Source organism: Nissabacter archeti (assembly GCF_018257325.1).
Taxonomy (GTDB): domain Bacteria; phylum Pseudomonadota; class Gammaproteobacteria; order Enterobacterales; family Enterobacteriaceae; genus Chimaeribacter; species Chimaeribacter arupi.
Genome location: NZ_JAERKB010000013.1, coordinates 130486 through 152181, shown reverse-complemented (window position 1 = coordinate 152181; position 21696 = coordinate 130486). Strand labels below are relative to the sequence as shown.

General features: G+C 52.1%; 20 protein-coding genes and 1 pseudogene. 12 read left to right on the top strand and 9 right to left on the bottom strand.

The window, feature by feature from the left end; translation table 11 throughout:
• Positions 1 to 170: 170 nt before the first annotated feature.
• Positions 171 to 659 carry a copper-binding protein gene (locus tag JK232_RS18225; RefSeq protein WP_212589537.1) on the top strand — a complete coding sequence of 163 codons (489 nt, stop codon included), beginning with the start codon at positions 171 to 173 and terminating at the stop codon, positions 657 to 659.
• 73 nt (positions 660 to 732) lie between these two features.
• On the opposite strand, the gene JK232_RS18220 is transcribed toward JK232_RS18225, so the two are convergent.
• The 3 genes and pseudogenes from JK232_RS18220 to JK232_RS18210 all read right to left on the bottom strand — a co-directional run bounded on the left by JK232_RS18220 (position 733) and on the right by JK232_RS18210 (position 5457).
• On the bottom strand, positions 733 to 1326 hold the full coding sequence (locus tag JK232_RS18220; protein WP_212589536.1) for a recombinase family protein: 594 nt from the start codon (positions 1324 to 1326) through the stop codon (positions 733 to 735).
• Between the two features lie 673 nt (positions 1327 to 1999).
• Positions 2000 to 3042: pseudogene (umuC, locus tag JK232_RS18215) on the bottom strand (translesion error-prone DNA polymerase V subunit UmuC); the annotation flags it as partial.
• A gap of 96 nt (positions 3043 to 3138) precedes the next feature.
• Complete coding sequence (locus tag JK232_RS18210) at positions 3139 to 5457, bottom strand: heavy metal translocating P-type ATPase (protein WP_212589535.1); 2319 nt, start codon at positions 5455 to 5457, stop codon at positions 3139 to 3141.
• 79 nt (positions 5458 to 5536) lie between these two features.
• Here JK232_RS18210 and cadR point away from each other — a divergent pair, with 79 nt between their 5' ends.
• Positions 5537 to 5995, top strand: coding sequence for a Cd(II)/Pb(II)-responsive transcriptional regulator (gene cadR, locus JK232_RS18205; protein ID WP_212589534.1), 459 nt, complete (start codon positions 5537 to 5539; stop codon positions 5993 to 5995).
• 745 nt (positions 5996 to 6740) lie between these two features.
• Here cadR and JK232_RS18200 read toward each other — a convergent pair.
• A complete protein-coding gene (locus tag JK232_RS18200) occupies positions 6741 to 6971 on the bottom strand; it encodes a hypothetical protein (RefSeq protein ID WP_212589533.1) in 231 nt (76 codons plus the stop codon).
• Positions 6972 to 7253: 282 nt separating this feature from the next.
• On the opposite strand from JK232_RS18200, the gene JK232_RS18195 reads away from it, so the two are divergent.
• From JK232_RS18195 to copM, 7 genes are all read left to right on the top strand, one after another.
• On the top strand, positions 7254 to 9074 hold the full coding sequence (locus JK232_RS18195) for a copper resistance system multicopper oxidase (protein ID WP_212589532.1): 1821 nt from the start codon (positions 7254 to 7256) through the stop codon (positions 9072 to 9074).
• A gap of 34 nt (positions 9075 to 9108) precedes the next feature.
• Positions 9109 to 10044: a copper resistance protein B gene (locus JK232_RS18190; RefSeq protein ID WP_420847735.1), complete on the top strand. Its 936-nt coding sequence runs from the start codon at positions 9109 to 9111 to the stop codon at positions 10042 to 10044.
• Positions 10045 to 10070: 26 nt separating this feature from the next.
• On the top strand, positions 10071 to 10451 hold the full coding sequence (gene copC / locus JK232_RS18185; RefSeq protein WP_212589531.1) for a copper homeostasis periplasmic binding protein CopC: 381 nt from the start codon (positions 10071 to 10073) through the stop codon (positions 10449 to 10451).
• A 4-nt stretch (positions 10452 to 10455) separates the two neighbouring features.
• Positions 10456 to 11388: a copper homeostasis membrane protein CopD gene (gene copD / locus JK232_RS18180; RefSeq protein WP_212589530.1), complete on the top strand. Its 933-nt coding sequence runs from the start codon at positions 10456 to 10458 to the stop codon at positions 11386 to 11388.
• 29 nt (positions 11389 to 11417) lie between these two features.
• The gene (locus JK232_RS18175; RefSeq protein ID WP_212589529.1) at positions 11418 to 12098 is read left to right on the top strand and encodes a heavy metal response regulator transcription factor; all 681 of its coding nucleotides are present in this window, start codon (positions 11418 to 11420) and stop codon (positions 12096 to 12098) included.
• Entirely contained in the window at positions 12095 to 13504 is a 1410-nt protein-coding gene (locus tag JK232_RS18170) for a heavy metal sensor histidine kinase (RefSeq protein WP_212589528.1), read from the top strand. The genes JK232_RS18175 and JK232_RS18170 overlap by 4 nt, the downstream gene beginning before the upstream one ends.
• Positions 13505 to 13630: 126 nt before the next feature.
• Entirely contained in the window at positions 13631 to 13981 is a 351-nt protein-coding gene (gene copM, locus JK232_RS18165; RefSeq protein WP_212589527.1) for a CopM family metallochaperone, read from the top strand.
• Positions 13982 to 14078: 97 nt separating this feature from the next.
• On the opposite strand, the gene JK232_RS22875 is transcribed toward copM, so the two are convergent.
• Together JK232_RS22875 and JK232_RS18150 are read right to left on the bottom strand one after the other, a co-directional pair.
• Positions 14079 to 16289 (bottom strand): tyrosine-type recombinase/integrase, encoded by a 2211-nt coding sequence (locus JK232_RS22875; protein ID WP_246538684.1) that lies wholly within the window; start codon positions 16287 to 16289, stop codon positions 14079 to 14081.
• Entirely contained in the window at positions 16276 to 17283 is a 1008-nt protein-coding gene (locus tag JK232_RS18150; protein ID WP_212589526.1) for a tyrosine-type recombinase/integrase, read from the bottom strand. The genes JK232_RS22875 and JK232_RS18150 overlap by 14 nt, the downstream gene beginning before the upstream one ends.
• 52 nt (positions 17284 to 17335) lie before the next feature.
• Between JK232_RS18150 and umuC (JK232_RS18145) the strand changes: the two genes are divergently transcribed.
• The gene (gene umuC, locus JK232_RS18145; protein WP_338086333.1) at positions 17336 to 18484 is read left to right on the top strand and encodes a translesion error-prone DNA polymerase V subunit UmuC; all 1149 of its coding nucleotides are present in this window, start codon (positions 17336 to 17338) and stop codon (positions 18482 to 18484) included.
• Positions 18485 to 18523: 39 nt separating this feature from the next.
• Here the strand turns inward: umuC (JK232_RS18145) and JK232_RS18140 are convergent, their stop codons facing one another.
• Both JK232_RS18140 and JK232_RS22870 read right to left on the bottom strand, forming a co-directional pair.
• On the bottom strand, positions 18524 to 19123 hold the full coding sequence (locus tag JK232_RS18140) for a hypothetical protein (RefSeq protein WP_338086331.1): 600 nt from the start codon (positions 19121 to 19123) through the stop codon (positions 18524 to 18526).
• Positions 19124 to 19599: 476 nt separating this feature from the next.
• The gene (locus JK232_RS22870) at positions 19600 to 19812 is read right to left on the bottom strand and encodes a hypothetical protein (protein WP_246538678.1); all 213 of its coding nucleotides are present in this window, start codon (positions 19810 to 19812) and stop codon (positions 19600 to 19602) included.
• A 363-nt stretch (positions 19813 to 20175) separates the two neighbouring features.
• Between JK232_RS22870 and JK232_RS18130 the strand changes: the two genes are divergently transcribed.
• On the top strand, positions 20176 to 20556 hold the full coding sequence (locus JK232_RS18130) for a type II toxin-antitoxin system RelE/ParE family toxin (RefSeq protein ID WP_212589525.1): 381 nt from the start codon (positions 20176 to 20178) through the stop codon (positions 20554 to 20556).
• A complete protein-coding gene (locus JK232_RS18125; protein WP_212589524.1) occupies positions 20537 to 20866 on the top strand; it encodes a helix-turn-helix domain-containing protein in 330 nt (109 codons plus the stop codon). The genes JK232_RS18130 and JK232_RS18125 overlap by 20 nt, the downstream gene beginning before the upstream one ends.
• Before the next feature lie 348 nt (positions 20867 to 21214).
• Here the strand turns inward: JK232_RS18125 and JK232_RS18120 are convergent, their stop codons facing one another.
• Positions 21215 to 21571, bottom strand: coding sequence for a MarR family winged helix-turn-helix transcriptional regulator (locus tag JK232_RS18120; RefSeq protein ID WP_246538675.1), 357 nt, complete (start codon positions 21569 to 21571; stop codon positions 21215 to 21217).
• Between the last annotated feature and the right edge of the window lie 125 nt (positions 21572 to 21696).

Below are 21696 nucleotides of genomic sequence, written 5' to 3'. Positions count from 1 at the left end.
CCTTTAATCAGGTGCTGCCTTTATTTTTAATTTTTTCTAAATGACCAACTTGTCATTACCCGGTCACGAACCCAACAGAATGATATTTATATAATCAGTAACATCAGGGCGTGGGCCGTTATCAGGAAAACGCCACACTATTTAATTATTGTTTTAATCAGGAGTATCACATGAAAAATATTATTATCGCGACCGCTATTTCCCTCGGTATTGCTTCTTCTGCCTGGGCTACACAAACCGCGATGCCAGAAATGGAGATGAGTCAGCATCAGCAGGCTGTTATTGCTCATGACTCAATGAAAAACAGCAACTCAGATGCACATCAAAAAATGGCTGACATGCATAAGCAAATGATGGGTGGACAAACGCAGGACACTAATAAACCACAGTCATTTTTACATATGAATGAACATGAACAAGCGATGATTGTTCATAAAAACATGAATAATGGTAATTCATACGCCCATGAGAAAATGATTGAAAATCACAAAAAGATGATGGGTACTCAGATATCATCAGAAACAGTGAATACCGCCAAATCATTTTCTTCCATGAACGAGCATGAGCAGGCTGCTGTTGCTCACGGGTTTACTAAACATGGTCAATTAGCAGTCCATCAACAGGAGGCTGAGCAACACTTAGCGATGCAAAATAATTAAAAAAAACAATAGGATGATCAGTCCAGTAAACAGAATGACCATCCATTTAAATAAAAATCTAAACCGAAATTTATCAAGATCTATTATTTGTTTCTGCCGCCGTTTTCACCCTGAGAATAGTTTGCCGGGTGGTGTTAAATTCACGAGCAACGGCGCTGACACTAATTCCCATATTGAGACGCTCCATCGCAGCCCGTTTTTGATCTTCACTCAGCACTGACGGGCGACCAAAACGCTTGCCTGCTGCTTTTGCCCGCGCAATACCAGATTGTGTGCGCTCAAGCAGCAAATCCCGTTCAAATTCCGCTACCGCTGAAATCACCTGCATCGTCATTCTCCCGGCTGCGCTGGTCAGATCAACACCTCCGAGCGCCAGACAGTGAACACGAATATCTGATGCGGCCAGTTGCTCAACGGTTTTTCTGATATCCATGGCATTACGACCAAGTCGGTCAAGCTTGGTGACAATCAGCACATCACCATTTTCCATCCGATCAAGCAGGCGAATAAATCCGGGACGTTCGCTGGCAGCAACCGAACCACTGATATGTTCCTCAATCAGTCGCTGGGGTCTGATGGCAAAACCTGCCGCTTCAATTTCACGACGTTGGTTTTCTGTGGTCTGCTCCAGAGTGGATACCCGGCAGTAAGCAAAAACTCGTGACATAGGAAACTTTCCGTACGGAATAGGTATACGAATCATAAAGTATGTCCGTTATTGATTTCACTAACTTTCGGACAGTGGCTAGATTCAGTGTACGAAACCGAACCTTTTTTAATACCCTGGTTTAATTATAGAAAACTAAGTTTGTTAATAATAACTTTGGATTACTATGTGCCTGTTGCGCGTTTAAACGTGTTGAGTCTTCATGCCGGAAGACGCCGGATCTAACAGTGCATGGATGTTGAGTTTTTGGTAAAAAATTTTTTGCAGCCTTAGATCATGCAGATGATAGTTTCTGCATAATCCTCATACTCCACAGTCGGCGTATAACCTTTAATGAGGATTAACCCCATGAATGACCTTAATATTTTTGTTGGTTTTTTGACTGAGTTCTTACACGCATCTTTCCATGCTCAATTTATGACTATCTTGTTCACCCTAGCTATTGGTATGGCCATTTGGGTGATCAAGTCATAATTATTATACGAGTTCGGATAGTAAGAAAACCGTTCTCCTAAAGAACTGTTTCTTTACAGTCTGGTTACTTCGTAAAGGCTCTAATTGAGCCTTTTTTATGTCTTTCAAATGACTTAAGTTCACTTCTTTCTAGTATTTACATTTTTTATTGCTGCAATCTTGCAGGTATTTTCCGCAATGTTCGGATTAATGTTGATATTTAAATCTTGGCCAGCGGTAAGTCTGACCAACGCGTTGTATAAGCCGGCGACAGCATCTCCCTCTTCATTTGCCATACTGGCTCAAGACCCTGGCCGGCAAACCAGACGCGGCCCAGGCCATTGTGGTTTATCTGGTCGATCACCTGCATCAGTGCATCACTATTAGGCCGTGGCGCGTGCTCATCAAACAGGTTCAGCTGGGCGATGCCGTCTGGAGAGAAATCGTTGAGCATCACGCCGGCTTTGGCATAACGAAATCCCGGCCGCCAAAGGCGCATCAGAATGCGCTGAGCGGCCGCCACGATGTCACGCGTGTCCTGGGTTGCCGTCAGCAGCTTTTCGGTGCCGGCATTGCCGTACTGCGGGTCGTCTGCATACGGCGAGGTACGGATAAAGACCGTGATGTGCCAGCAATACTGCTTCTCATGGCGCAGCTTCTCAGCGGCCCGTTCGGCATAACGGCACACGGCCTGACTCATGGCCTGTTCATCCTGTATGCGCTGCCCGAACGAGCGTGAACAGATAATTTGCTGTTTGGCCGGGGCATGTTCTTCCAGGGAAATGCAGCTTTCGCCACGCAGCTCCCGCACGGTACGCTCAAGCACCACGCCAAAATGCTTACGCGCAAAACGCACATCCAGGTTGCCAGCTGTAACGCCGTCTGTATACCCATTGTGTTAAGCGTCTTCGACAACCGGCGGCCAATCCCCCAGACATCCTCTGTGGCCATCAGCGAAAGCAATTTACGAATTCGCAGCGGGTCAGTCAGCGCCACCACGCCTTTGGTGGCCGGCCAGGTCTTCGCAGCAAAATTGCAGGCTTTTGCCAGGGTCTTGGTAGGCGCACATCCTACGCCTACAGTGAGGCCCGTGTGCCGGTAAACCTGGTCACGCACCAGATGCCCGAATGCTTCATAGGGTATGGTGGCATTGATGCCGGTTATCTGCATCCAGGCCTCGTCAATTGAATACACTTCAACTTTAGGGGCCAGTGCCTCTAGAACTGTCATGACCCTCTGCGAGAGATCGGCATTTATGTGGAATAGAAAATCTACAGAAATTATTGACGCTTTTAATGGCAGCTATGAGCGAAAAGCGGACATTGCCCGCCATCTACCGGTGGGCAACAAATTAACTGGCTATTTACGCAACAGGCGCAGACCGTTTGCCACGACAAGCAGGCTTGCGCCCACGTCAGCAAACACGGCCATCCACATAGTGCCCATGCCTGCGATTGTCAGGGCCAGGAACACCGCCTTGATTCCGATCGCCATAATAATATTCTGAACCAGAATACGGTAAGTCTGCCGGGATAGCCGGACAAAAGCAGGGATTTTCCGCAGGTCATCATCCATCAGCGCCACGTCAGCCGTTTCAATGGCGGTATCGGTGCCCATCGCTCCCATAGCAAAGCCGATATCAGCACGGGCCAGCGCCGGGGCATCATTGATGCCATCGCCGACCATGCCCGTGGTGCCCTGCGCAGCAAACGTCTCAATGGCGCGGAGTTTGTCTTCCGGCAACTGCTCACCCCGGGCCTCATCGATGCCGACCTGGCTGGCGATCGCACCGGCGGTATGCGCATTGTCTCCGGTGAGCATGACAGTGCTGACGCCGAGGCTGTGCAGCGCTTTTATTGCTGCCCGGCTGCTCTCTTTGACCGTATCAGCCACGGCAAACAGCCCGAGCACCTGCTTCTCATCACTGAGCATGACAACGGTTTTTCCCTGCGCTTCCAGCCCGGTAAGCGTCGCTTTTACAGCAGGCGGGCAGACTAACGTTTCTTCCGTCAGCCTCAGATTTCCAAGGCGGTAGGTTTTTCCGTTAATCCCCCCTCTCACGCCGCGCCCGGGCAGGGCTTCAAAATTGTCCACGGTATACCGTTGCGTACCTTTTGCCCCCGCCGTCACGGCCTGTGAAACCGGGTGATCGGAATAACCCGCCAGGCTGGCAGCCAGCCCGCGGCCTTCTTCTTCCGTGACTCCGGCATAAATCACCCCATCTGTCTGCACCGGCTTACCATGAGTAAGTGTACCGGTCTTATCAAGTGCCAGCCATGTGAGCCGTCGGCCTTCCTCCAGGTAAACACCGCCTTTAATCAGGATCCCCCTGCGGGCTGCAGACGTCAGGCCGCTGACAATGGTCACCGGGGTGGAAATCACGAGCGCGCAGGGACAGGCGATAACCAGCATGACCAGCGCCTTATAAATCCACTCCTGCCAGCTCGCCCCGGCAATCAGAGGCGGAAGAACCGCAACTGCAACCGCAATGGCAAACACGACAGGCGTATAGATACGTGAAAAGCGGTCTACAACGCGTTGCGTGGGGGCTTTCGCTCCCTGAGCTTCCTCTACGGCATGAATGATTCGCGCCAGCGTGGTGTTCCCGACAACAGCCGTCACCCGATAGTCAAAACCGCCCGGGCCGTTAACCGTGCCGGCAAATACCGGGTCGCCTTCACCTTTTTCTACCGGCAGACTTTCCCCGGTAATGGGTGCCTGGTTAATGGAGCTGCGGCCCCGGATAACGGTGCCGTCAAGCGCAATACGCTCGCCGGGCCGGACCCTGACCACGCTGCCCAGAGAAACAGATTTTGCCTCGGTGTCTTTCCAGGAGCCGTCCGGCTGCTGAACCGTAGCCGTTTCCGGCATCAGTTTCATCAGGGAGCCTATCGCATTACGGGCGCGGTCAAGAGACCTGGCCTCAATCAGCTCTGCAATCGTGAACAGCACCATCACCATGGCGGCTTCCGGCCACTGCCCGAGCGCCAAAGCACCGGTCACGGCAATACTCATCAAGGCATTGATGTTTAAGTTACCGTTACGCAGCGCTATCCAGCCTTTTTTATAGGTTGTCAGGCCACAGGCGGCTACGGCAATCAGAGCCAGCGCGGCCTCCGCCCACTCCGGCATACCGCCCCAGTGCATGGCCTCAGCGGCTGCCGCCGCTACGCCAGCCAGCGCCAGCGGCCACCAGGTTTTTTTCTTTTCTTCCGTTATCGCATGCCGGCCACTGCTGTCAGGCAGTTCGGGTTCAAAGCCCAGCGAGCGAATGGCAGCCAGAACCGGCTCCAGGGCATCTGGGGTATGGACTACTGTCAGCACGCGCTGCATCAGGTTAAAATCCAGCTCTTTGACTTCGGGCATGTCGTCCAGCTTTTTGCGTATCATGCCCTCTTCAACGGGACAGTCCATCTGCATAATGCGGATGTGGGTACGTACCCCTTCAGCAGTAATCTGCTGCGTCTGAAGCTCATCCCCGGCGGCATCTTTAGCCGACAGGTTTACCGCTTTTGTCGCGCAGCAGCCTATACCACTGCAACAGTCAGTGGCGGCTTTGCTTTCTGGTCTGCTCCCCTTCTCCGGAATTTCTGAGCGCAGGGCGACTATGCCTTTTACAGGCGAGCTTTTACCGGATGCGGTCGTCCCACATTTACTGTTACTGCAGCAGTCACTCATGTTTTTGTCCTGTTCATCATTTATACTGGCATTAAAGACCCTGAAGTAACTACAGGGTCAAGCATGAATGAGGTGAAACATGAAAATTGGCGAACTGGCACGGCAGGCAGGATGTCTTGTTGAAACGGTGCGTTATTACGAACGTGAAGGATTATTGCAGCCCGTGATACGGGACCAGGCAAATAATTACCGGCACTATGACAGCGCGCATCTGGAGCGATTAATGTTTATCAGGCGCTGCCGGACGCTCGATATGACGCATGATGAAATCCGGGTCCTGCTTCGGGCGCGCAGTCAACCTGATGCTGACTGCGGAACAGTGAATGCCCTGATAGACGAGCACCTGCGCCATGTACAGACCCGCATTTGCGAGCTGAATATGCTGGAGAAGCAACTGAACGAACTTCGGAGTCACTGCAACGCAAACCGGGCGACCCGCGACTGCGGGATCCTGCGTGAGCTAGAGCAGACAGAAGAGCCAGAAGATGTGTCGCCAGTGATCACCCCAAGCCACCTTGCAGGCAGCCATTCCCACTAAAAAAAGTATGGAAAAAAGAATGTGTTATTAACATGGTCGGGAGTGAAGCTATCCTTTAGCTCTACGGAAAAATGACGAGGCAACACTTACAACGGAGCCGACAACATGGCGATAATTACCCAACATTACGGCAGGGTAGTCTGAGCATTTAATAGCCATATTGAAGGAATTTCTCTATCTGCTGCTTTCCAATACGAGCTTATGGCAGGCCACCGGCCTTCTTGGCAGTTCTGTAAAGAACAAAGTAAACAGAGATAGCGGCCGACAGGGTGCACAGCAGAAGCGGTACGTCATTATCCTGAACTTTCATCTGCCCCGGTTCGTACAGAATGCGACATTTTGAGGTTTTCTAGCTTTCGTTTTTTTAGGCGTGATGCAGCACAGTTATATCAGGTTATAGCGCACGTATAGCAGGTGTTGATAAAAACCTGGTATTTTTCAGACCTATTTCCGCCTCACTTACTTGAAATTACTTAAGAAGAATAAAAAGCCTGGAATAATAAAGCATATTTCCAAAAAACTATCCCCTGAAAAAAATAGAATCAGCGAAGCGAAATAAACGTCGCTATAAAGCTAAAAAAAGCCCGCTCTGTTAAAGCGGGCTGCGTGGCAGAAATAATACAATATATCAGCCAAAAATTTACAGTTATGAGGGTAATGCACCCCGGAGAGACTCCCCTGACAGACAGCAATCTCCGGGAATTGCTGTCTATGTTACGCACTGTAAATCCAGTATGCAGGCCGGTTACTGCGCGCTCTGCATCATCTTGCGGTGCATATCGATAATGCTCTGGTGCGCAGCAGCGTTGCCATTGTCCATATTCTGGTGCACCAGAATCGCCCGCTCGTGCTCATTCATGGAAGCAATAGTAGTATTAGTGCCTGCCTTTTCTGACGGAGCAGACGCATTCTGCTGAGCCCATGCGGAGGAAACGGAAAGCACTGCCAGCAGAGAAATAAATACGGTTTTTTTCATTACATAAATCCTTACGTTGGAAAAGGCCATCGTTGTTTACTGACGAACCGGAGCAGCCCGCATTCGATGGTTTCATCCTAAACGAAAAAATCTGCTGTGGAGAATAATGACGAAAATGTAATTAAAAAAAGGCCAGCTTGAACATTACAGAAATGTAATCTTGACATGAATTTAAATGTGTTAACATTTCTGTCATTAAAAGCAGATTTTCCGGCCGGATAGCGTCTGATGTATTTCCGGCAGGTTATTTCAGGAATTTCCATATTCTGCCGGAGTTTAGCCATGCAGTTTAAACGTTCACGACGTGATTTTATCAAAGGGCTTACGGCCACAGGTATTGTGGGTGGGATTGGGCTTCGAACCTTTGATGCTTTATCAGCAATAAGTCTGGTCCAGCCCCATACCCTTACCGGCACTGAGTTTAACCTCTTTATTGCTGAGACGCCGCTTAACATTACCGGTAAAATCCGCTATGCAAAAACCATCAATGCGGGTCTGCCCGGCCCGCTGCTGCGCTGGAAAGAGGGTGACACTGTCACCCTGAGGGTAAAAAACCATCTGGCAGAAACCACCTCCATTCACTGGCACGGCATGATCCTGCCCGCCAATATGGACGGCGTACCCGGCCTCAGCTTTCATGGCATTGAACCGGGCGGCACTTACGTTTACTCCTTTCGCGTGAAGCAGAACGGCACCTACTGGTATCACAGCCATTCCGGTTTCCAGGAACAGGATGGTGTCTATGGCCCCCTCATTATTGACGCCGCTGAGCCTGAGCCGTTCACCTATGACCGGGAGCATGTTGTGATGCTGACGGACTGGTCGGATGAAAAGGCCTCAGACGTTTTCGCGAAGCTGAAAAAACAGTCGGATTACTACAATTTTGCCAAACCCACCGTCAGCGACTTTCTTCGCGACGCCCGGGAAAAAGGCCTCGGTAATACGCTGGCTGATCGCAAAATGTGGGCAGAAATGAAGATGAACCCCACGGATTTGGCTGATGTCAGCGGGGCGACCTACACCTATCTGATGAATGGGCAGGGGCCGGGTAAAAACTGGACAGGGCTTTTCCGTACAGGTGAAAAAGTGCGTTTACGCTTTATCAACGGGTCAGCCATGACCTATTTTGACGTACGCATTCCGGGCCTGAAAATGACGGTGGTGGCTGCTGACGGTCAGTATGTGAGTCCTGTACCAGTGGATGAATTTCGTATCGCGACAGCCGAAACCTACGATGTCATTGTTGAACCCAGTCATGATGCCTACACCATCTTTGCTCAATCAATGGACAGAAGCGGCTATGCCCGGGGCACACTTGCCATCCGGGAAGGTCTGTCTGCGCCTGTCCCATCCCTTGACCCACGCCCCTGGCTGACCATGGATGATATGGGAATGGGCGGTATGGACCATGGCAGCATGGGCGGCATGGATCACAGCCAGATGCAGGGTATGGACGGCGGTGACATGCAGAGTATGGAGGGCGCGACTGTACAGGATACTTCCTCAGGGAATATGGCCGGCATGGACCATGGGAGCATGGCAGGGATGGATCACGGCAGCATGGCGGGCATGAGTGACATGCAGACGCATCCGGCTTCGGAAACGGGTAATCCCCTGGTCGATATGCAGGCCATGATGCCCACACCAAAGCTCAGCGATCCGGGGATCGGCCTGCGTAACAACGGCAGAAAAGTGCTCAGCTATGCAGACCTGAAAAGTACCTTTGAAGACCCGGACGGGCGCGAGCCCTCGCGTACCATTGAACTGCATCTTACGGGGCATATGGAGAAGTTCGCCTGGTCATTCAACGGGGTCAAATTTTCAGACGCAGAGCCGCTTACGCTCCGGTATGGCGAGCGAGTCCGTATTGTGCTGGTTAATGACACCATGATGACGCACCCCATTCATCTGCACGGGATGTGGAGCGATCTGGAGGATGAAGAGGGTAACTTCCAGGTGCGTAAGCACACCATTGATATGCCGCCGGGAACACGCCGCAGCTATCGCGTGACCGCCGACGCGCTGGGGCGGTGGGCTTACCATTGCCACCTGCTTTTCCATATGGAAACCGGCATGTTTCGTGAAGTCCGGGTTACAGAGTGAGGTGTTCCTGATGTCAGCTTCAAGACGTGGTGATATGAAAAACAGATTTTCCTGGTCTGCTGTCAGCCTTCTGGTTGTCCCGGTGCTGGTCGGCAGCACCTTGGTGTCAGCGTATGCCGTGCAGACGAATACGGCACACAGTATGCCGGGCCATGACATGAGCGACATGTCTGGTATGGACCATTCTTCCATGGGAGATATGGAGCCTATGTCCGGTATGCAAGGCATGGAGCCTATGCAACCTGCGGCCCCCACGGAAAGCAGAACGCCGATCCCGGCGTTAACGGATGCCGATCGCCGTGCTGCATTCCCGGACGTAAAGGGCCATGAGGTACATGACAGCAGCGTGAACTGGTACCTGCTTGCCGACCAGCTGGAATGGCAGAAAAGCGATAATACTGACGGACTCGGATGGGATATCAGCGGCTGGGCAGGCGGAGACATTGACCGCCTCTGGCTGCGCAGCGAGGGTGAAACCCGCGACGGTAAAACCGAGTCAGCAGAAGTGCAGGCCCTGTGGGGGCATGCTGTTACCCCCTGGTGGGATGTAGTTGTGGGTGGCCGTCAGGACTTTAAGCCCAGTAAGCCGCAGTCCTGGTTTGCCGCCGGTATCCAGGGCATGCCGCTGTACAACCTGGAAACCGAGCTGACCGCTTTTGCCGGTGAACAGGGCCGTACCGCGTTCCGGCTGGAAACGGAGTATGACGTGCTGCTGACCAACCGGCTCATCCTGCAGCCGGCCCTGGAAGCTAATTTTTATGGAAAAGATGACGAAGCGCGTGAAACCGGTAAAGGTCTCTCCAGTACCGAGCTTTCCCTGCGCCTTCGTTATGAAGTGAAGCGGGAGTTTGCCCCTTATGTAGGGGTATCCTGGAGCCAGCTCTACGGTAATACCGCTGATATCGCTGCCCGCGAAGGTGAAAAAGATAATGAGGTGAGCGTCCTTGTGGGTGCTCGTGTGTGGTTCTGAAGCCGTTAACTGAAACAGGTATTATTATGAAACGTACTTATGCGGGTTATTTTATCGCTGTTATTGCTTCTGCCGCTGCTTTTGGCGCGCAGGCACATCCGGAGCTGGCATCTTCCGTGCCTGCGGACAAAGCGCAGGTGGCTGCGCCTGATAAGGTGGAGCTGCATTTCACCGAAAATCTGGTCACAAAATTTTCCGGTGCCCGTCTTGTGATGACGGCCATGCCGGGAATGTCTTCACATGCGCCTATGCCTGTGGCAACCAAAATTTCAGCCGGCAGCGATCCGAAAACCATGATTATCACCCCGACAAAACCTTTGCCGGCCGGTGCGTATAAGGTGGAATGGCGTGCAGTGTCATCTGACACGCATCCCCGCACCGGTAATGTCAGTTTCAGCGTGAAATAATGCCATGAACGATCAGACGTTTGTTGTCATCAGGTTCCTGCTCTATCTCGACCTTATGGTTCTCTTTGGGCTGCCTCTGTTTGAGCTGTACAGCGTGAAAGGGGTGTTAAAGAAATCAGTGTCTTTATTCAGCGTCTGGTCGTTCTACTTCATGCTGATATCCGCGGGTATCCTGCTGTCGCTGGCGAACATGCTGCTGGTTGCTCAGTCTATGAGTGGTGTGAGTGAACCGGGTGAGCTGACGCTGCATATTATTCAGATGGTGGTTGGTGAGACCGCCGTCGGCCTCAGCTGGGTTATCCGGCTTGCAGCCCTTATCCTGGCGTTTATCGGGCTGGGATTGCGTCTGCGGAATGTGGTCACATCGCGTTACGTTCTTACCCTGTCCGGCGGTACCGCGCTGGCCACCCTGGCATGGGGTGGTCATGCGGCCATGAACGATGGGTTGAGCTACTATCTGCACCTGCTTAGCGATATTGTCCACCTTTCGGCGGCCGGTGCCTGGGTGGGGGCCCTTGCAGCTTTCACCATCCTTCTGTGCATTAAAAAAGCGGGAAGAGCCGCCCATGCCCAACAGATGGCTGATGCGCTGACGGGATTTGCCCGCGCCGGCACGGTAATTGTACTGAGCATTATTGTCACCGCCGTGATTAACTTCTTCTTCATTGTTGAAGATCCGCTGCGTACCTTGCCGGGCAGCGACTACGGGCTGTTGTTACTCATTAAAACCGCGCTGTTTTTTGTGATGCTGCTTCTGGCCGCTGTGAACCGCTTCCGGCTTGCGCCCAGACTGGAAAAAACGCTCGGCCAGGGCCACTATAAAACGGGTATTGCGCTGATGCGCAGAAGCATTATTACGGAGTTCACGCTTTCCATTCTGATTCTGGCCGCTGTCGCCTGGCTCGGTACGCTGTCGCCCGGCACCGGTATGGAATAACAGTTAACCTTCTGCAGGACCATCACGCTATGACCACCCTTCTGATCGTTGAGGACGAGCTGAAAACCGGGACTTACCTGAAGCTGGGGCTTGAGGAGGCCGGATATGACGTCACCCTGGTGAATGACGGTCGGCAGGGGCTGGAGCATATCCTGCAGCAGCGTTATGACCTGATTGTTCTGGACATCATGCTGCCTTCCATGGACGGCTGGGACATTCTGCAGCAGATGCGCATGGCCCGTCATGAGGAGCCTGTCCTGTTTCTGACGGCGAAAGATCATGTCAGTGAGAAAATCAAAGGTCTTGACCTGGGGGCTGATGATTATCTGCTTAAACCTTTTGATTTTGCAGAGCTTCTGGCCCGTATCCGGACCCTGCTCAGGCGTAACCGCGCCCTGTCATCCGGCACACATGAGATTGCTGACCTGGTGATGGATGTTACCCGGCGCAATGTCACCCGCTCAGGCAGAAAAATACACCTCTCATCGAAAGAGTTTGTGTTACTTGAATTATTGCTGCAGCGCCATGGCGAGGTTCTGCCGAGAAATCTGATTTCCTCCCTGGTCTGGAATATTAACTTTGAAAACGACACCAATGTTATTGATGTAGCCGTCCGGCGGCTGCGCAGTAAGGTAGACGACGATTTCAGCCCGAAACTGATTCATACCGTGCGGGGTATCGGTTACGTGCTGGAGATACGTGAAGAGTGAAGCGTAACTGGTCCCTCACCTCAAGGCTGAGCCTTGTCTTTGCCGGTGTAATGATGTCTGTCTGGTTGCTTTCAAGCGTCCTGCTGGTTGCCGCGCTGGGCAGTTATTTTCGCAGCCAGGACCTTACCCTGCTGAGCGGGAAGCTTGAGCTGGCCACCGAACTGCTGGAAAGTGAGGTACGTATCGGAAGGCTTGATACCGCCGGGCTTGCAGGCAAACTCGCCGACGCGATGGTGGGCCATAGTGGACTGTATCTCTCGATCAGAACTGCGGACAATCAGCTCCTCGCTGACTATGCCTCACCCGGTTTTCCGGTTCCGGACGCGCGTTTTACCGGAGAAGCCGTACGCCTCGATACATTACAAACAGTAGAGACTGAAGGCTGGCGCTACAATGTAATAGTCAGGAAAATCAGTGCAAAGAGAGCAGGCAGGCAACAGGATGTGCTGATTACTGCCGCTTACGATACCGCTTTTCATGATGAGTTTATCGGCCAGCTTAAAAAGTGGCTGGTGTGGTTTAACGGTGCGCTGATATTTATTTCCGTGCTTCTGGGCTGGCTTGTCACCCGTATTGGACTCAGGCCGCTGAATGAAATCAACCGGCTGGCCTCCGCCATCACCGTAAATAGTCTCAGCGAGCGTCTGCCTGCTCATAACCTGCCGGCAGAGCTGATGCCTACCGTTGCCGAGTTCAACAGCATGCTGGAAAGGCTGGAAGATTCATTTCGGCGCCTGTCTGAGTTTTCCTCTGATATTGCCCATGAACTGCGCACGCCCGTCAGCAACCTGATTATGCAGACGCAGGTCGCCCTGTCCCGTGAGCGCGATGCCGCAAGCTACCGGGAAGTGCTCTTCTCTAATCTGGAAGAGCTGGGGCGACTGGCCAGAATGAGCAGCGATATGCTTTTTCTGGCGAAATCAGAAAATGGACTGATGCCTCTGGAGAAGCAGCTCGTTTCACTGAAGGCGGAGCTGGAAGAACTCATCGACTTTTATGAACCGCTTGCCGGTGACAGTGGCAAAGCCCTCTCGCTTCAGGGAGAGGCCGTCGTCAGTGGTGATCGCCTGATGCTACGCCGGGCGATGAGCAACCTGATCACCAACGCCATAAAATATTCTTTACCGGATTCAGCCATTACCGTGCTTGCAGAACACAAGGCGGACAAGGTTTTTGTACACGTATCCAATCTTACAGAGAACATTACTCGGGAAAGTCTGGGCCGGCTTTTTGACCGTTTTTACCGAGGCGATGCATCCCGTCAGCATAACACTGACGGAGCTGGGTTGGGTCTTTCAATCACGCGCTCCATTTTACTGGCTCACGATGGCGATCTGCAGGTTGCCATGAACGATAACGTTATCACGTTTACGGCCGTGATGCCGGCTGCCCCGGAAATGCCTTAACGCATTATTTCCAGACCACAAGTTTCATGCTCTTAATCTGCTTTGTATCAAGGATACGTTCCCTGGCATATGAAAGGATGTCGAGAAAACCTGAAATCAGGGACCAACCCATGAAGGAGTAAAGTTATGAAAAAGTTGCAGTTTGTTCTTGCCTCGCTGCTGTTTGTCCTGCCGGCTGCTGTTATAGCTCAGCAGTCAGATGCAAAAATGTCGGATGACATGAGCATGGCCCCGGCCTCAAAAGAGTACATGTCAGGCATGCAAAAAATGCACAGCGGCATGATGGATGCCTTGAAGGAACAAGACGCAGACAGAGCGTTTGCCAGAGGCATGATTGAACATCACAAGGGGGCCATTGCCATGGCAGAAACGGAGCTGAAATACGGTAAAGATCCTGAAATGAAAAAGATGGCAGAGGATGTTATCAAAGCACAAAAAGGTGAGATTGCACATATGGAGGCATGGTTGAAAAAATAACCATCTGCCACTTTTAAATTTTTATTGGCTTATGGCAGGGTTCTGACAGCAGAACCCTGTTAAGTTCACCAGAGAGGAGGTTAATAGCAGCCCAACATTATTTTTTCTGTCTACCCGGTGCCGGGACTCCACTTAGTCTTGTTAAAAGTCGGTCAATAGCATCCATATCATTTTCCACCGCAGCCTGCTCATCTTCAGTCAAAGGGATCTCTTGCATCAGCTTAAGTAAATTCTGCCGGCCTTCCAGATACTGTGCTTCAGATGAAGACTTTGGTATGTAAAACGAACATTTAGCACAGGCCATGCGGTGCGGACATTGCTCAAAAAAATCATATGTGCATAGGCCGTGCCCCAGATCATAATATCGCCAGGGGTTTCCGGCTTGAGCCACGCCTTCAGCGATAGCGTCCTGATCGATGAGAACCGAAACCATGCGGCGATTACGTTCAAAGTAACCAGCTTTCTCAAGTGACCCGGCAAGTCTCGTTGGCGTAATATCCACGTAATGCCGGGTGGATTCCGGTGAGGCATGACCCAGCCATTTCTGCAATTCAAAAATATCTAGTGGTTCACGGGCATTATAGAGCTGACTTGCCATTGTGGCTCGCGCTCGGTGGCTAGTGATCCTACCCCTGGCATCCTGCTCGGGTATACCAGCTTTTTTGCACAGTAATGGGATCAAAGAATTATTGATGTAACTACCATGCACGCGTTTTCTTCTGTGCATGAACAGAAAATGTACGCTTTCGCCGGTTTTAGGATCCTCCTGACTAGGTTGCATATTACGAACCTGCTCCCATCGTTCGATATATTCCCCCACTATAGGGTCAACCGGTTTTGTAAATGCAACGTACGTCTTGCTGACCGGCACATCCAGTAGGCAGATACGCTGACCGTCATGCTCTTTTGAAATTTGCCAGCGGATACAGCCGCATCGCATACGCAGGATTTCATCGCGTCTGAGGCCGCCAAATAGCCAGAGTACGCTGAGTGCCCTGACCATCTCCAGCGGATAAAAATAAGGGTATGCAACACAGTTTGGTAAATCTGACTCCTGCAGATTTTGCCCGGCGTTAAGTAATTTACACCAGATATCATCGGCTACAACTCGGGGCTCTGGGCCAACCATGGAGGTCAGACTGCGCGGCGCGCGGAAAACTCTTCCTGGGCTAAATCGTACCGCTATCCATCCCCATTCCTGGAGGTCATGAAAAAAGATCCGGATATGGCCCAGAATGCTGGCTCTGGCTGCAGGCTTCATCAGTTTCCCTTGCCGGTCACGGTACATGCTTCCGGGGTTAGCCCATTCGCCCACTTTCATTCTACATGCGGCCGTCACCCAGGCTATTGCTGTCTCCCGCGTCCAGTCTGCCGGTGAAATGCACGTGGGATGACAATCCGCTAGCCAACGACCACACTTCAGAAGTGCATACCAACACGACTTAACGCTTGATGGACGGAGTACCGAAGTGGCACGCCATCGCTCACACCAGACTAACCACGTCGGTGGTACGTCAGCAACGGCGCGATATTCCTGCTCTGGTCTTCTCCGTTGTGAGATACGGTAATCAAAGCCTTCCTTAATGGCACCAGACTCGGCCAGGATGCGGGAAAGCGTGGCGGACGCAGCTCGGAGATATACAGGGCCGGCCATGGCAATATGCTTCAGCGTCTCGACCCTAATATTATCAGGTATAGCCTCTCGCTGAATAAGCATCGCCATACACATTGCATTTCTGACACCGTTATTTCTCCCATCACGCGGGACATATCCTATACCCTGCATCATTACATCAAGCTGACTGACGGCAGAATCAGTGGCATAGCGTCCAAATACTTTGAGGCAGAGCCGGTACTGATAAAATACTCCGCAATACGCCAGTCGGTCAAAACCGCACAATAGCCAGGCCAGCGCCATCACATACTGCCTGCAATTTCCACTGGCACCAAAGCGGCGGTGGAATTCACCTTCACTATTGCAGATAACTTCTGCCCACTCTGCCTGTGACCATGCCCAGTATGTTTTTCGGGTTCGTTGCATCTCCAAAACAATATCGTGTATGGCAGAGTTATAGGGTGCTTTGGCAGCCTGCATCCATGTAAGTGTTTCCCTGAGCGGTTTCAATAGGCGATCAAGCCGGGTTGATACCTCTACAGGCCAGCACTTCTTTCCCTCCTTGAAGAGAAGGATAAGACGATCAAGCGCGTCATGCTCCCCAGGAAAAAAATCAGGGCTGATGTCCCAGGATGGGGCCGGTACTATGAGCTGTTCTGACGGGCATGGCGCGGTCAGTTCATGGCGCATCATAGGAATATTCTCCGTTCTGTAGGACGACGAGTCGGGAGGTGTGCAGAGATGCCAAAGTAGAACTAAACCTGTTGTTTAAGTCGTGAGCGCTGAGATGAAGATAAAGTAGTGTTGACTGAACCCGTCGATGCCCGGCGAATGCTGCGATCTCATGAATATCCCAGCCCGCGCAGGCCAGTTCGGTAAGACACAAGTGGCGAAATGTATGTGTGCTAATACAGGGTATCCCGGCCTCAAGCGCCAGTTTTCGAATTATCTTTGACCAGGTCCAGCCAGTGATTGGCTGTGCATGGTTTCGCGGTGATCGGGACAGAAACAGCGGGCCACGTGACGTGCTGAGTGTACGACGCTCTGCCAGCCAGGCAGCATAGAGTTCGCTGGTAACCAAAGAGTAAGGAACTACGCGCCCACAGCGGTTTTTGGTGTTCTCTGCGCGGATAGTGAGAATACGTCTGGCCGGATCGATATCGCTGGTCGCTACCGTACAGAGCTCTTCACGGCGCAGTGCACAGTCATAAGCCAGCGCCAGCATGAAGCGGGTGCGGATATCTTCTTTGGCCACTACCTTCAGGAAATGCAGCCATTCCGCATTGTTTGGGATCCGCGGCAACCTGCGTTGCGTCGGCACTATACCCTGACGCCCATTGCCACCATTTTTCCAGACACCCCGCCTTACAGGATTGCTCTTTCTAAGCCCTTCCTCACACAACCAGTCGCAATAAAGACGCACTATTGTCAGGCGATGTCGGAGAGTAGAGGCTGATAGCTGATGGCCAACATGCAGGCTGCGAACATACAGTGCTACTGTATCAGGTCCAGCGGTAAGCGCCGTTAGGCCGGCGGAATGACAGAATGCAAGCCAATCATTTATGCCGCGGGCATAGGCGTCCACAGTATTTGGAGCATGCAACAAGTCTTCCTGTAGCGCAATCCAGCGGCAGGCAGATGAATCTGCCGCCATAAAGGACAGCACTGCCAGTAATTTTTGCTTCATATCGTCCTGCCTCCTGCTACAACATTCGCTGTATAGAATATAGGCATGGTTAATTCCAAATAACATACAAGCAAAGCAGCTCGGCATTAAGATGGGTGATCCCTTATTCAAAAACGAACGTTATTTCCAGCAGAACGGCGTGCATGTCTTCAGCTCTAACTATGCGCTTTACGGTGACATGAGTAATAGAATGATGTCGATTTTAGGCGAAATGGCGCCTGGCCAGGAGATCTATTCAATCGATGAATCTTTTCTCGATGCCACGGGCATTGCGAGTTATATGCCACTGGAAGAATTCGGGCATCAAATGCGAAACCGCGTCAGAAAAGAAACGAGCCTGACTATCAGCGTGGGCTTTGGCCCCACCAAGACCCTGGCTAAGCTCGCGAACCATGCGGCCAAGAGATGGACCAAAACCAATGGTGTCGTTGACCTGTCCAGTGAGTTGCGTCAAAGAAAGCTGATGAGTCTCGTTGATATTAGCGAAGTGTGGGGCGTTGGCGGCCGTATCAGAAAGCGGCTTCAGGCCATGGGGATCAATACCGTCTTGGACCTGGCCAACAGCAACACCAGTATGATCCGCAAAAATTTCAGCGTTGTGCTGGAGCGCACCGTCCGTGAGCTCAATGGCGAATCCTGCATAGCGCTGGAAGATGTGCCGCCGCCCAAGCAGCAAATTGTGTGCTCTAAGTCTTTTGGCCAGCGTATCGTTGCGCTGGACGATATGCAGCATGCCGTGGTCATGTATGCGACACGCGCCGCTGAAAAGCTGCGTGAACAGGGTTCAAGATGTCGCCACATCAGCATTTTTATTGCCACCGGACGTTACGGCAATGAACCGCAGTATGCCAATACCGCCTCACTGACCTGTGAATACCCGACCAATGATACCCGTGACATTGTCAGCCTTGCCATGCGGGGCCTGGATGCCATCTGGCGTGAGGGTTACCGCTATGCGAAAGCAGGCATTATGCTGGGCGACTTCTATCAGTCTGGTGTGGCTCAGCTCGATATGTTTAGCGAAAATCAGCCGCGTGCGAATGCAGATGCCCTGATGAATGCGCTGGATCAGATCAATAAATCCGGACTGGGTAAAGTCTGGTTCGCCGGCCAGGGAACGGATAATCCCTGGATGATGAAACGGGAGATGCTTTCACCCCGGTATACGACTTGCTTTGCGGAGTTGCTTACCGTGAGGTGACATTAATCACGTCAAAGTGAGGAAGTGACGGCTTAACAATTAGCCACTCTTGCACCTGTCTGCAATTAGCTTGCCGGCCAAGGCAATATTAAGACACGTCATATTGGTTTTCAGGGCGGAAAGCATCCCCGCATGGCTCCTGCTGACGTACTGTTCCAGTTCACCGCGATAGCCTTGTGACGTGACGATCGTCAGCTGGTTGCATGCATCTGTCAGCTCAGCGATACCGGCCTGAATGTCCTGTTCAGTGGCGCTGATATAGACCGGAGAGCCGGCAATCACATAGCTGTCATTCGGATACCGGCGCATCAGCTCTGCCAGGGAGGCACAGTGACCGGGCAGCGGCGGGCGGGCTGTCAGTAGCGCCCACACCTCACGGCCCGGGAATGGCATTGTGTGAAACGTGGCTTCATAAGGCACTGCGGGATCAGCATGATGCCGCAGCCCCAGCCCGGCAGAGATTGCCCACAGTTCAGTGCCTGGCCAGCGTGCCACAATTTTTCTGGCCTGCAACCAGTGCGCCCCCCGGTACAGCTCACCTGCGGGCATAACGTTACGGTTCTCGTCTGCCGCGTGCGCGATCTGTCGGCGCCAGCGTTCACCGGTCACCTGCAGTGAATCTGGGCTGCAAGGAAACACGGTTTCTCCTGCGCTGTGTGCTTTACGCAGCGTACAGGTTGTAATGAGGTGCAGACGCGGCTCTCCTGGCCAGCCAGCTGCACTTTCAGGTTGCCTGTTAGGCAGGGTTTCCCGCTTACTCAATGTCTTAGTTCTCCAGAATCAGTAGCCATCATTAAGAAGCACGCATAATTCTGGGCCTTCTACTTAATGGGACAGCTCGTTGTGCGTATGACGGGATGGTACGATCCGCCACAGGCCGAGCGTGTCACGGGCGGGGCTGAAATCGTAGGCGTCAATGACCTGCCCAGGGCGAAAGATCTGGCAGTACGCTGGATTCACGGTAGTGCGCTGTATGCGTCTTCTGTAAGCCCTGCGCTGTCCAGAGTGTGAAAGTGAACCGACCCCGTTGATCCTTAGCGGGAGGCAATCGGTCACTTTGCTCTGCCCCCAAGTGAATGGCGTATGGGGTATCCGTATTATCTTCAAACATAATTTCAAACGCCTCCCGTCCCCTGGAGTTTGCCGCGCGTGATGATGACAAACTCTGTACCTGTCGTTTCACGTAACAGCCCCTGATGAACGTCAGGAATTAGCAGGCGAGCCGCCCCGGCGTTCCAGGAAAGAAAAAAGAAGCCTTTAATCGCAAGTTCACTTTGCCAGTAATTTGTCCAAGCAATCAGCTGGCCATCATTTTGAAAAGTGATCATGGTGTCTCCAGAAATAAGTAGCGATACCCAAACTTACTATATTCTTTCCTGGGATTATCACTACTGAGATCAACGCGTTGTTATTTAGGCAGGACTGGAATGAACGGGATATGCACAATACCCTTAACTCGGCCAAAAGAAGGTTATGGCAAAGTACGCGGCTTTCAGACGCCGGCGGCAAACGCGCCACCCAGCCGGCCATGGGTATCGACCACTGCTCCCCCCGGGCCAGCCCCGGATAGTTCAGACCGGTGACCGGTGCCTTACCGGCTGTTTGTATCCTGACTGCACCAGGTACAAAGGGTTGCTTTTTATACCATAACTGGTATATTTAATCCATCCATACCATTGAAGGTATAAGTTATGAGTCAGCATGGAGAGAAGCCGCTACTCTGGATCGGCAGCAGCAGAAAAGACCTGCAGACGCTGCCGAAAGAGGTACAGCGGTTCTTTGGTTTCGCGCTTGATTTTGCCCAACGTGGTGACAAGCACGATGCCGCGAAGGTGTTAAAGGGATTCGGTGGAGCGGGTGTGCTGGAAGTGGTTGATGATGATATTGGCGGTACGTACCGAGCCGTTTATACCGTCCGGTTTGAAGAAGCTGTCTTTGTGCTCCATGCGTTCCAGAAAAAGAGCAAGCACGGGATCGCTACCCCAAAGGAAGACATCGACATTATCAAAACTCGTCTGAAAGTAGCTGCGGCCATGGCCCAGGAGATACGCAATGAAAAACAAAACCATTAATGGTGTGGTCGTCGAATACAGTGGCGGCAACGTATTCGCCGATCTCGGTCTTCCTGACGCAGAAAAACTGAAAGTTAAAAGCGGCCTGGCCGCTGAAATTATTCGGTCTATCCGACGTCTGGAACTGTCTCAAACTGAAGCCGGCGCGCGTATGGGGATCAGCCAGGCAAAGGTGTCCAATCTGCTACGTGGTGATTTTAGCAACCTGTCCGAACGTAAACTAATGGACTGCCTCAATCGTCTAGGCTGCGACATTGAAATTGTTATCAAGCCCTCTGCGTTCCAAACTGGGCAGCTCAGGCTGGCCTAATGCTCAATACGGCACCGAGCGATGTTTCTGCCACGCCCTCATTGGCTGGCAGAAACATTGCAGCTTCTTAAATACAGACTAAGGGCGTGCGGCCGCATTTAGATACTGATCGGCTATTTGTTCCCAGTGCCATGTAGGGATCATTACTTTGTAATGACCATCCCGTTCAGCACTTTATTGTCTACTTTGACACAGAGCGGGCTAACACGTAGACCGATGTCCGCTTAGAGCGAGAAGCGGACCCTCAACGCTAAGCACCTATCCGCTTTGTGCCAGAAGCGGACCCTATAAATTGAATAAAAGCATATCCCGTATTTAACCTGTGGAATATCAATGCATATCGCCAGCTTACTCCTCTGCCGGATGTGCAAAATCCCGCAGCGTGTCTCTCAGCGCGACCAGCCCTGCTTCATCAAGCTGGCATCTGGCTTTAATTTTCCCGGATACCGCCCACACGTCCTGCCGAATACTCTCCGCTTTTGAGGTCAACCCCACAAGGATACGGCGTTCGTCCAGCGGATCGCGAGTACGGGTTACCATCCCGGCTTTTTCCATACGTTTAAGCAGCGGGGTGATGGTGCCGGTGTCCATTGCCAGGCTGTTCCCCAGATCGCCTACGTTGCGGGGAGTACCGGCGTACAGCTCCAGCAAAACCATATACTGGGGAAACGTCAACTCCAGCGGCTCCAGCAGCGGTTTGTGCATGCGGGCCATCCTGCCTGCTGCGCTGTAAAGGGCAAAGGACAGCTCCATTCCAAGACGAGGCATTGTGTTATCTGACAAGACGGGCTCCACGTTCGCTAAAGTTGATCATTAAGGTAAGGGCTGCT